At 52.1% G+C, this 11,491-nt stretch carries 9 protein-coding genes; 4 read left to right on the top strand and 5 right to left on the bottom strand.

The genetic code is table 11. The features are described 5' to 3' along the window. Positions 1–366 precede the first annotated feature (366 nt). Genes cobB through lolC form a run of 5 tightly spaced genes read right to left on the bottom strand, consistent with a single transcriptional unit; the run spans position 367 to position 5,267 of the window. Positions 367–1,200, bottom strand: a complete 834-nt coding sequence (cobB, locus tag WCC56_RS19055; RefSeq protein WP_424693895.1) for a Sir2 family NAD+-dependent deacetylase — start codon at positions 1,198–1,200, stop codon at positions 367–369. Positions 1,201–1,210: 10 nt separating this feature from the next. Beyond that, complete coding sequence (gene nagK / locus WCC56_RS19050) at positions 1,211–2,122, bottom strand: N-acetylglucosamine kinase (protein WP_424693894.1); 912 nt, start codon at positions 2,120–2,122, stop codon at positions 1,211–1,213. Between the two features lie 4 nt (positions 2,123–2,126). Beyond that, positions 2,127–3,371: a lipoprotein-releasing ABC transporter permease subunit LolE gene (gene lolE, locus WCC56_RS19045; protein WP_424693893.1), complete on the bottom strand. Its 1,245-nt coding sequence runs from the start codon at positions 3,369–3,371 to the stop codon at positions 2,127–2,129. Next, positions 3,371–4,075, bottom strand: coding sequence for a lipoprotein-releasing ABC transporter ATP-binding protein LolD (gene lolD / locus WCC56_RS19040; protein WP_424693892.1), 705 nt, complete (start codon positions 4,073–4,075; stop codon positions 3,371–3,373). The genes lolE and lolD overlap by 1 nt, the downstream gene beginning before the upstream one ends. Next, the gene (lolC, locus tag WCC56_RS19035) at positions 4,068–5,267 is read right to left on the bottom strand and encodes a lipoprotein-releasing ABC transporter permease subunit LolC (protein ID WP_424693891.1); all 1,200 of its coding nucleotides are present in this window, start codon (positions 5,265–5,267) and stop codon (positions 4,068–4,070) included. The genes lolD and lolC overlap by 8 nt, the downstream gene beginning before the upstream one ends. A gap of 270 nt (positions 5,268–5,537) precedes the next feature. Between lolC and WCC56_RS19030 the strand changes: the two genes are divergently transcribed. The 4 genes from WCC56_RS19030 to WCC56_RS19015 all read left to right on the top strand — a co-directional run. Continuing rightward, entirely contained in the window at positions 5,538–5,747 is a 210-nt protein-coding gene (locus tag WCC56_RS19030; protein WP_424693890.1) for a hypothetical protein, read from the top strand. A 74-nt stretch (positions 5,748–5,821) separates the two neighbouring features. Then, positions 5,822–9,265, top strand: coding sequence for a transcription-repair coupling factor (gene mfd / locus WCC56_RS19025; RefSeq protein ID WP_424693889.1), 3,444 nt, complete (start codon positions 5,822–5,824; stop codon positions 9,263–9,265). 238 nt (positions 9,266–9,503) lie between these two features. Then, on the top strand, positions 9,504–10,595 hold the full coding sequence (locus WCC56_RS19020; RefSeq protein ID WP_424693888.1) for a DNA cytosine methyltransferase: 1,092 nt from the start codon (positions 9,504–9,506) through the stop codon (positions 10,593–10,595). A 39-nt stretch (positions 10,596–10,634) separates the two neighbouring features. Beyond that, a partial coding sequence (locus tag WCC56_RS19015; protein ID WP_424693887.1) for an ATP-binding protein occupies positions 10,635–11,491 on the top strand: 857 nt, incomplete at its 3' end.

Genomic DNA, 11,491 nt, shown 5'->3' with positions numbered 1-11,491 from the left:
TGATAAGCAAAGTATCTGCGACATGGACGTCGCAGCTAAGCCCCCAGGGATGGGTTCACGGCGTCTTTGTGTTCAACCTTCTCTTCCTGACCTGTCACCAGAACTTCAGAAAACTTGCAGGGTCATAGCACTAAACAGGCCCTGACCTGCCACAGAACATTCAGGCAACTTGCAGGGGCACAACACCAAACAAGCCCTGACCTGCCACAGAATATTCAGACAACTTGTGGGGTCACAGCGCCAATCGCGCCCTGACCTGCCACAGAATATTCAGGCAACTTGCTTAAGCCCAGCAAAAAACTCCGTTGAGTCTGTGTCTGAAATCCTGAACCAACTCACCTTAGTGCCTCACCGGCGCTGCGAAAATTACTTCGCGATTTTCGCCAGCAGATTCTGTACAAACTTTGGCACCACTTCGCTGGCTAAACCGTAGTCTTTCTCTTCGAACTCACTGCCGACCTGGCTTGGTTCAAGGTTCAGTTCAACAGTGTGCGCGCCCTGCAATTTGGCTTCGTGAACAAAACCAGCCGCGGGGTAAACGTGACCAGAGGTGCCGATAGCGACAAAATAGTCAGCCTCACTGATTGCTGCGTAGATCTCGTCCATCTGTAATGGCATCTCACCAAACCAGACCACATGGGGGCGAAGCACTGACGGGAACTGGCAACAATGGCAGCGATCATCTGGCTTAACATCATCGCCCCAATGCAGGATCTGCCCGCTGGTCGCACAGCGGACTTTCAGCAGCTCACCGTGCATATGAATCACATGACTGTTACCTGCCCGCTCATGCAAGTTATCGATATTCTGCGTCACCAGCAGGAAGTGATCGCCCAGCGCGGCTTCCAGCTCGGCAAGAGCCTCATGAGCAGCATTCGGCTGGATCTCTGGCTGCTGCAATTGACGGCGGCGCGCATTGTAGAAATCCTGCACTTTTTGCGGATCTCGCGCAAAACCTTCCGGCGTGGCTACATCTTCAACTTTATGATCTTCCCACAGACCATCGGCTGCGCGGAAAGTGCGGATGCCAGACTCGGCTGAAATGCCTGCGCCAGTCAGTACCACCACGCGCGGCAATGGATGCTGGGCGATCTCGATGTTGCGGTCGCGCTCAAAAATGCGCTGACGAAAACGCTGGTGCACCTGACGTCGGGTTTTCTTATATCGCGCCAGACGCAGTCGGCGGCGGGGAGTTCGCATCATAATTTCTCTATTCCTTAACGTGCAGGAATGCGGCACCGCGCATTCCACCTGCGTCTCCGTGACGCGCCTTTTCAAACCTCGGCGGTTTGGCAACCGGCAGCAGATGAGGTCTTACCTTCTCTGCCAGGCCGTCATACAGCGCGTCGAAATTGGACAATCCACCGCCCAGCACCACCAGATGCGGGTCTACCAGCGTCAGCAGGTTACCCAGACAAACTGCCAGCAACCCCTGGTAACGATCGGTATGGGCGATAGCTTGCGGATCTCCCTGATAATAGCGGGAGATAATCTCGGGTGCACTGAGAGCCGACTGATTATGCACCTGCCAGAGACGGGAGAATCCCGAACCTGACAGCCAGGAATCAATGCACCCTTTCTTGCCACAGCCACAAAGCGGCTGCTCTACGTTTGCTCCCAGCACCTCAAGCGCATCAATCGGCAGGCGGGTATGACCAAACTCGCCCACCACATAATTGCGCCCGGTTAGGGGCTTGCCCTCAACAATCAGGCCGCCACCCACACCGGTACCGAGGATCAGTCCCATCACGACTGGATAGGCCTGAAACTCTTCATCCCAGGCCTCTGAGAGGGCAAAGCAGTTGGCGTCGTTATCGATCCTGACTTCACGAGCGAGTCGTTTAGAAAGATCGGCTTGTAAGGTTCTTCCTGTTGCGGCTGGCACATTCGCCGTAAACAACGTGCCATCATCCGGCACCGGAATGCCCGGCACACCAATGCCGACGCTTCCCTGTTCACCGCAAAAGGCATCGGCTTCTACCGTTAGCGCAACCAGCACATCCACCAGCGCCTGATAGTCATCTTTGGGCGTGACTACCCGCTTAGTCCAGACCTGCTGAAGCTGAAGGTTGTACACCCCCAGCGCAATCTTGCTGCCGCCAACGTCGAAACCATAATACATGCTGTTATTGTCCGCTCAGTACGCGCGCCGGGTCGATTTTGCTCGCCCGTCGTGCTGGATACCAACTGGCAATCAGGCTCAGTACCAGCGAAGTGACTAACACGATAGCCACATCTGACCAGTGCACTTCTGATGGCAGGAAATCGATAAAATAGATATCGCCTGACAGGAAATGATAGCCGGTTAAGGTTTCAATCCCGCGAATGATTGGGGTCAGGTTGAAGGCCGCCAGCACGCCAACCACCACGCCGCTGACGCTGCCCACCAACCCGGCCATCAAACCGTACCAGACAAAGATAGCGCGGATCAGGCCATCCTTCGCCCCGAGCGTGCGTAACACGGCAATATCGCCGCTCTTATCTTTCACCGCCATCACCAGCGTGGAGACAATGTTGAAACAGGCCACCCCAATGACCAGCACCATTGCCAGATACATGATGGCGCGGATCATCTGGATATCACGGTACATATAGCCATAAGTCCCAATCCAGCTGCGGATGTAGACATAGGAATGCGTGACTTCACCGGCGTCGCGCACCAGTTTCTGCGCGGCAAACGGGTCGCTCATTTTCAGTGCAATGCCCGTGACGTTGTCACCCATAGCTAAATATTGCTGGGCATCACCCAGCGGCACCAACGCCAGGCTATGATCCAACATGCCGCTAAGCGCTAAAATTCCGCTCACCTGCAGGCGCACACGCTTAGGTTGCAGCAACTTATGCTGAGGATCGCTGTTTGGGATCATGATGGTCAGCCAGTCGCCCTGCTTTACCTTCAGGCTGGTCGCCACGCCCTGACCCAGGATGATTTGCTGTTTGCCAGCGCTGAAGCTCTGCCAGGCATTGTTCTGCACATACCTGGGCAATGCGCTCAGCTGACTTTCCTGCTGAGGATCAACACCTTTCACCTGAACCGCTTGCAGCTTCGCACCACTTTCAATCAGCCCGGTAAAGTTGATGTAAGGCGCTGCCGCCGCAATGCCTTTGACCTGCTCCACTTTTGGTAACAGCTGCTGCCAGCCGGTGAAAGGCTGATTGACCGGTTCGATTTCGCCGTGGGGAACCACCGCCAGAATACGGTTGTTCAGCTCACGTTCGAAGCCATTCATGGCGCTCAAACCCACAATAAGAACCGCAACGCCAAGGGCAATACCCACGGTGGAAATCACTGAAATCAGTGACACCATGCCGCTGCGACGGCGCCCACGGCTAAACCGCAGGCCAAGAAGAAGAGAAAGATTGCCAGCCATTACGCCTTCCCTGCCAGTACCACGTCTCCGCTTAACTGACCGTCACGCATCTCCATCTGGCGGTTCAGGCGCTTCGCCAGATGCAAATCGTGAGTCACCACCAGGAAAGCGGTGCCCTGACGCACATTCAGTTCGCCCAGCAGATCGAAAATCGCATCGGCATTGCGCGCATCCAGGTTACCGGTGGGTTCATCAGCCAGTACCAGACGAGGATTGTTCACCAGCGCACGGGCAATCGCCACACGCTGACGCTCGCCGCCTGACAGTTCAGAAGGTCGATGTTTAGCGCGTTTATCCAGCCCGACCGCGGTCAGCATCTCCATTGCTTTAGCTTCGGCCTCTGCTTTGCCGATCTTGCCGATCAGCAACGGCATCGCCACGTTTTCCATCGCGGTGAAGTCCGGCAGCAGATGGTGGAACTGGTAAATAAAGCCCAGCTCGCGGTTACGCAGTTCTGCCTTCGCCGCTGAGCTCATGCCGTTAAGCGATTTGCCGTTAAAAACCACATCGCCAGATGTTGGCGTATCCAGTCCACCCAGCAGATGCATCAGGGTACTTTTACCGGAGCCTGAGCTGCCGACAATCGCCATCATCTCGCCTGGCGCCACGCTGAAGGAGACATTGCGCAGCACATCCGTCTGGACGCTGCCTTCCTGATAGCGTTTGCACAGGTCATTGCACTGCAACAGAATCGGGTTACTCATAACGTAAAGCCTCAGCGGGTTGAACGGCGGCGGCGCGCCAGGAAGGATACAGCGTGGAAAGCAGCGCCACGACCATCGCCGTCACCACAATGGTGATCACTTGCGGAATCGAAATTTCTACCGGCAGCGCCGCGCCATCAAGGAACGCGCCAATCAGCGGCATCAGGTTATTTAGCTGGCTGGCTAACAGCACGCCAAGCAACGCGCCCAGCACCGAGCCAACGATGCCAGCCGTTGCGCCCTGTACCATGAATACCATCACAATCTGCCTGCGGGTTAAGCCCTGCGTTTGCAGGATTGCCACTTCGCCCTGCTTTTCCATGATCAGCAGACCAAGCGAGGTGATGATATTAAAGGCGGCCACCGCCACAATCAGGCTGAGCAACAGGCCCATCATATTTTTTTCCATGCGCACGGCCTGGAACAGTTCGCCTTTGCGCTCGCGCCAGTCTTTCCACACCAGTCCTTCCGGCAGCTTCTGCTGGCTGAGGGTGTCGACCTGCAGCGGCTTATCCAGCCACAGACGCCAGCCGGTGATATTGCCCGCCGGGTAACGCATCAGTCTGGAGGCATCCTGCTGGTTGACCAGGATCTGGTAACCATCCACTTCACTGTTAGCCGCAAAGGTGCCCACCACGGTAAAGAGACGCTGACTTGGCAAACGGCCCATCGGCGTGAACTGGCTGGCAGAAGGCACCATCAGTCTCAACTCTTCACCGCGTTTTACGCCAAGCTGGGTAGCCAGTTGCTCACCAATGATCACGTTATATTTGCCAGTCTGCAGATCGCTCTGCTTCACGTTGACCAGATAAGGTGACAGCGGGTCAGGTTCGTCCGGGTTGATACCAAGCATCACGCCGACACCTACACTGCGAGCGCTTTGCAGCACGACATCACCGGTGGTCAGCGGCGTGATTTTCTTGGTTCCCTGCAAATTGAGGGAATCAGCCGGAAGCTGTTGAGGATTAATCGAGCCTTTCTCGCTGGTAATCAGCGCCTGAGGCATCAGATTAAGCGTGCTCTTCTCGAGCTCATGCTCAAAGCCGTTCATCACCGACAACACGGTGACCAATGCCAGCACACCAAGCGTGATGCCGATGGCGGAGAGCCAGGAAACAAACCGGCCAAAGCGGTCTGAAGCTCGTCCACGCATATAGCGCAGACCGATAAATAACGCGACAGGTTGATACATATAATCCGTCTTCTGGCAAAGCGTTAGCAAAAAGTGATCGAAGATAATAAAGGTTAGCCCGGCGTTATGGAACCTCTAAGCTGCTGACTCTTCGGCTTTGTTTTGTCAGCAAAGGCAACAATTGCGGTGATCGCCGCGAAATCGACTAAAAAACACCCGCTAATTGCGCAATTGTCGGACAGGAATCGGCTTAAACTACTATTAACCCCTCTCAAAAAGAGGTAATACTTTAAGTGCAATAACGCCGTAGAGTCCGCGCAGGAGTCGTAAATGTCTAAATATCCTAAAGGCAGCATTGTCAGACACAAAACCGGCGACATTAAAGGCATGGTGGTGAATGTGTTCGAACAGGGTGATTCGGCGGCGGGTTACTACGTAAAGTGGGATGACGGTAACCACAGCTATCACGGTGAAAAAGAGCTGATTTGGGCAAACATTGACCGACCCAGAATGCACTACACCCAACAATCACCGAAATAGAGGTATACTCCGGTTAGCTGAAGGGGAACAAGGTTCCCTGCTCTCCATTTTGCGAAGAGACCGTCTGACTGATTATGCCTGAACACATTCGATACACCCTGCCCGTAAAAGCAGGTGACCAGCGCCAGTTAGGTCAACTGACCGGCGCTGCCTGTGCAGTGGAATGCGCTGAGATCATCGAACGCCATCCTGGCCCGGTGATGTTCATCGCCCCTGACATGCAAAATGCCCTCCGCCTGTATGATGAAATCAAACAGTTCACCGATGAGCCGGTCATCAGTCTTGCCGACTGGGAAACGCTGCCTTTCGACAGCTTCTCACCGCACCAGGACATCATTTCCTCACGTCTTTCTACTCTCTACCAGCTACCGATGATGGAACGCGGCGTGCTGATCCTGCCAGTGAATACACTGTTGCAGCGTGTCTGCCCGCACAGCTTCCTGCACGGCCATGCGCTGGTGATGAAGAAAGGCCAGAGGCTGTCGCGTGATACGTTGCGCAGCCAGCTTGAGCAGGCTGGTTACCGTCACGTTGATCAGGTGATGGAACACGGCGAGTACGCAACCCGTGGCGCGCTGCTGGATCTTTACCCGATGGGTAGCGATCAGCCTTACCGCATTGACTTCTTCGATGACGAGATCGACAGCCTGCGGTTGTTCGACGTGGACAGCCAGCGCACGCTGGAAGAAGTGCCGGCGGTAAACCTGCTGCCAGCGCATGAATTCCCGACCGATAAAACAGCCATTGAGCTGTTCCGGACTCAGTGGCGCGAACATTTCGACGTCCGCCGCGAGTCTGAACACATTTATCAGCAGGTGAGTAAAGGCACGTTGCCTACCGGCATTGAGTACTGGCAGCCGCTGTTTTTCGATCAGCCTTTACCCGCGCTGTTCAGCTATCTGCCTGAGAACACGTTACTGGTCAATACCGGTGACCTGGAAGTCAGCGCCGACCGTTTCCTGTTAGATGTGACGTCCCGTTTTGAAAGCCGCCGCGTTGACCCTATGCGCCCGCTGTTGCCGCCAGAGAAACTTTGGTTGCGCACCGACGAGCTGTTCAACGAGCTGAAAAAATGGCCGCGCGTTCAGCTGAAAAGCGAAGAGCTGCCGAAGAAAGCCGCTAACACCAATTTGCAGTATCAGACGCTGCCCGATCTGGCCGTACAGGCTCAGGCCAAAGCCCCGTTGGATGCATTACGCCGCTTCCTTGAGGAGTTCAGCGGGCCGGTCGTCTTCTCCGTTGAGAGTGAAGGCCGCCGCGAGGCGCTGCAGGAGTTACTCGCGCGGATCAAAATTCTGCCGCAGGGCGTGCATACTTTTGCCGAAGCAGAGGCTGCCGGTCACTATCTGATGATTGGTGCCAGTGAGAAAGGCTTTGTCGACGGCATGCGTCAGCGTGCTTTGATCTGTGAAGGCGATCTGCTTGGCGAACGTGTCAGTCGCCGCCGTCAGGACAGCCGCCGTACCATAAATCCGGATGTGTTAATCCGTAACCTGGCCGAACTGCGCTCAGGGCAACCGGTTGTGCACCTTGAGCACGGCGTAGGCCGCTATATCGGGCTGACCACGCTGGAAACCGGCGGCATCACTGCCGAATACCTGATGCTGACTTATGCAGGTGACGCCAAACTTTATGTGCCCGTTTCATCGCTGCATTTAATCAGCCGTTATGCTGGTGGAGCCGATGAAAATGCGCCGCTGCATAAACTGGGCAGCGATGCCTGGTCGCGCGCCCGGCAGAAAGCCGCTGAGAAAGTCCGTGATGTGGCGGCTGAGCTGCTGGATATCTATGCTCAGCGTGAAGCCAAAACTGGCTTTGCCTTTAAGCACGATCGTGAGCAATATCAGCTGTTCTGCGAGAGCTTCCCGTTTGAAACCACGCCAGACCAGGCGCAGGCGATCAATGCCGTGCTGAGCGACATGTGTCAGCCGCTGGCGATGGATCGTCTGGTGTGTGGTGACGTGGGCTTCGGGAAAACCGAAGTGGCGATGCGCGCAGCCTTCCTGGCGGTGGAAAACCACAAACAGGTGGCAGTGCTGGTGCCAACCACCCTGCTCGCTCAGCAGCATTACGATAACTTCCGCGATCGGTTCGCTAACTGGCCGGTACGCATTGAGATGCTTTCCCGCTTCCGTACCGCCAAAGAGCAAACGGCCATCCTGGAGCAGGCAAAAGACGGCAAAATCGACATTCTGATTGGCACGCACAAGCTGCTGGCTAACGAGATTCAGTGGCGTGATTTGGGCCTGCTGATCGTGGATGAAGAGCACCGCTTCGGCGTGCGCCATAAAGAACGCATCAAAGCTATGCGCTCAGACGTGGATATTCTGACACTGACCGCCACGCCTATCCCGCGTACGCTGAATATGGCGATGAGCGGCATGCGTGACCTGTCGATTATTGCTACACCGCCCGCCCGTCGACTTGCCGTGAAAACTTTCGTGCGTGAATTCGACGATCTGGTGGTGCGCGAGGCTATCCTGCGTGAAGTGCTGCGTGGTGGCCAGGTTTACTACCTGTACAACGACGTTGAGAACATCGAGAAAGCAGCGAAGCGCCTCTCTGAGCTGGTTCCTGAAGCACGCGTGGCCATCGGTCATGGGCAGATGCGTGAACGTGAGCTGGAGCGGGTGATGAATGATTTCCACCATCAACGCTTTAACGTGCTGGTTTGTACCACCATCATCGAAACCGGTATCGATATTCCTACCGCGAACACCATCATCATTGAGCGAGCGGACCACTTCGGCCTGGCGCAGCTACACCAGTTGCGCGGCCGCGTGGGCCGTTCTCACCACCAGGCTTATGCCTGGCTGATGACGCCGCACCCAAAAGCGATGAGCACAGATGCGCACAAACGCCTGGAAGCTATCGCCTCACTCGAAGATTTGGGCGCCGGATTTGCGCTGGCTACCCACGATCTGGAAATTCGTGGTGCGGGTGAGCTGCTGGGTGAAGGGCAAAGCGGGCAGATGGAAACCATTGGCTTCTCGTTGTATATGGAGCTGCTGGAAAATGCTGTAGAGGCACTGAAAGAGGGCCGTGAACCGTCGCTGGAAGACCTGACTAACAGCCAGACGGATATTGAACTGCGTATGCCTTCCCTGCTGCCGGACGAGTATATTCCGGATGTGAACACCCGCCTGTCATTCTACAAACGGATTGCCAGCGCGCAGGAAGAAAGCGAGTTGCAGGATCTGAAAGTGGAGTTGATTGACCGCTTCGGCCTGCTGCCGGATGCCGCGCGAAATCTGCTTGATACCGCGTCGCTTCGTTTAATGGCGAAGAAAATCGGCATTCGTCGGGTGGAAGCCAGTGACAAAGGCGGCTTTATTGAGTTTGCCGAGAAGAATGTGGCTAACCCTGGCTGGCTGATTGGTCTGTTGCAGAAAGAACCGCAGCACTGGCGGCTTGATGGCCCGACCAAAATCAAGTTCATCCGTGACCTTGCTGACCGCAAGCTGCGAATGAAATGGGTCGGTGATTTTATGGCTCAGGTGCTGGCTAACGCTGCCTGAGCCCCGAACAAAATCACATATTTTTTTGAAAAATCTCCTATCGATATGTTTTAATACAATGACATTTTTGGTGGTTAAATTTAGGTACTGTAATGTTTTCTTAAAGCTTTACTATGACTTAACGGCTCTAATTAAAATGATGAGTTTCAATTTGGATTCAGTTAAAAGTGATTGAAAAATATAAAAAGCAAATCTCTACATGGAGCATAAATTGTGTAATCATTCTGATGAGTTGATCATGAAAAATTCGATTAACGGATTGCAAAAACTCAAAGTGGTCGATCTATTCTCAGGTGCAGGCGGTTTAACACTTGCTGCACACAATTCAGGATGCGAAACTGTTTTCGCGATAGAAAAAAATGATTATGCTGCAAAAACATTCAAAAATCGGTTTATAAAAGGCAGCAACAGTGGGACAACTCTTTACGAAGAAAGTATATTGGAGACTAATCCCGTTGAATTAGCAGAAAAACATTTTAAAAACAGTGAATGCGATCTTGTGCTTGGTGGCCCGCCTTGTCAGGGATTTTCAACTCATCGTATAAATGATGCTGGGGTTGATGATCCACGTAATAAGTTAATCTTACGCTATTTTGAGTTCGTAGCAGCCCTGAGACCTAAGGTTTTTCTTATGGAAAATGTGCCTGGTATTTTATGGCCAAGACATGAGAAGTACCTTGAAGAGTTCCGTGAGCAAGCTATGAATGCTGGCTATTATCTTTTTGCTCCAGCTAAAGTTGACGCACGGGACTATGGTGTTCCTCAGCGAAGAAAACGGGTTTTTTTCTTAGGTGTAAGAAAAGATATTTCAGTAGAAAGTTTAATTTGGCCCCCAATAAAAACACACACTGAAAAAAAAACTGAAAATCATGATGATATAATGCAATGGCAAAACTGTATGGATGCTTTTTCTTCAGCTCCCGTAGATGATATAAATAACATTCATATGAAGCATAGTGAAGGGTTAATCGAGGCATTTCGTAGAACGCCAGCAAATGGTGGAAGCCGTAAAGATTCTGGTCGTGTGTTAAATTGTCACAAAAAGCATGATGGCCATAAAGATGTATATGGTCGAATCGATCCAAACAAGCCTGCACCTACGATGACAACTGCCTGTATTAACCCCTCTAAGGGTCGCTTTGTTCATCCCACGGAGCATCATGGTATCACAGTGCGGCAAGCAGCACGTATTCAGACTTTTCCAGATGATTTTGTTTTCTTTGGAGGAATAACAGCCGCAGGTGTTCAAATTGGTAATGCAGTTCCCATAAAATTAGGTGAAGCATTATTGAAGCATTTGGTTCTTTGGATCCATTCGATCGAATCTTAATGGATGGGCAGGTTTATTAAAGCATAGATGGAGAATAAATTGATTGAGAATAGACCTTTCGCAACTCGTGCTCGCACTTTGGACCATCTTGGGCGCGAACAAATTGCTGACGTACCAACGGCAGTATCTGAGCTCTGGAAAAATGCCTATGATGCATACGCCACAGATGTCAAACTACGTGTTATGGACAGTGACAGGCTAATGGTGACCCTGATCGATAATGGTCATGGAATGTCTAAAGAAGATATCATTGAAAAATGGCTTGTGGTGGGTACAGATTCAAAGTTAACTGAAGGTAAGCGAAAGTCAGAACCTCATTTTGGACTCAACCACCGTATAAAACAAGGCCAAAAAGGCATTGGGAGACTATCATCGGCTCATCTTGGCCCATTGATGTTGATGATTACTAAATCTCAAAACAACGATTCTTTTATAGCTTTGTTAATAGATTGGCGTACATTCGAAAATCCTTATTTAATCCTGTCAGATATAACAACACCATTAATTGAATTGAATAATCAAAATGAAATAGCTGAAATAATACCTGCGCTATCTAACGCATTATGTGAAAACATTACGCCTATTGATGTAGATAATTCAAGTGACGCAGATAAATCTCGTAACGCTAGAATTAGAGAAGCTTGGAGACTATATGATGAAGGTTCAACCTTGGGTCAATTTGGACCAATTCCTTATCAAATTCCTTCAGAGTCTATTTTACAATCCCTTAACTCCATCGAGTTTAATACAGAGTTAATACATCCATTATTTGATGGGGAGTTACAATCTAAACATGGAACTGCCCTAGTAATTTGGGATGCTAATGAAGAGCTTTTAGGACTTTTCAAAGGCCCCGATGATGAAAGTCACAAACGATTCATTCAAACATTAGCAGG

The organism is Erwinia sp., from assembly GCF_049696395.1.
Taxonomy (GTDB): domain Bacteria; phylum Pseudomonadota; class Gammaproteobacteria; order Enterobacterales; family Enterobacteriaceae; genus Erwinia.
The sequence above is the reverse complement of the archived record's forward strand: the minus strand, read 5'-3'. Positions and strand labels throughout refer to the sequence as shown.

What these genes read in the sequence shown, in the direction of transcription:
- nagK (WP_424693894.1), bottom strand. Translation starts at nt 2,122, where the DNA reads ATGTATTATGGTTTCGACGTTGGCGGCAGCAAGATTGCGCTGGGGGTG.
- WCC56_RS19020 (WP_424693888.1), top strand. Translation starts at nt 9,504, where the DNA reads ATGAAAAATTCGATTAACGGATTGCAAAAACTCAAAGTGGTCGATCTA.
- lolD (WP_424693892.1), bottom strand. Translation starts at nt 4,075, where the DNA reads ATGAGTAACCCGATTCTGTTGCAGTGCAATGACCTGTGCAAACGCTAT.
- cobB (WP_424693895.1), bottom strand. Translation starts at nt 1,200, where the DNA reads ATGCGAACTCCCCGCCGCCGACTGCGTCTGGCGCGATATAAGAAAACC.
- WCC56_RS19030 (WP_424693890.1), top strand. Translation starts at nt 5,538, where the DNA reads ATGTCTAAATATCCTAAAGGCAGCATTGTCAGACACAAAACCGGCGAC.
- lolC (WP_424693891.1), bottom strand. Translation starts at nt 5,267, where the DNA reads ATGTATCAACCTGTCGCGTTATTTATCGGTCTGCGCTATATGCGTGGA.
- mfd (WP_424693889.1), top strand. Translation starts at nt 5,822, where the DNA reads ATGCCTGAACACATTCGATACACCCTGCCCGTAAAAGCAGGTGACCAG.
- lolE (WP_424693893.1), bottom strand. Translation starts at nt 3,371, where the DNA reads ATGGCTGGCAATCTTTCTCTTCTTCTTGGCCTGCGGTTTAGCCGTGGG.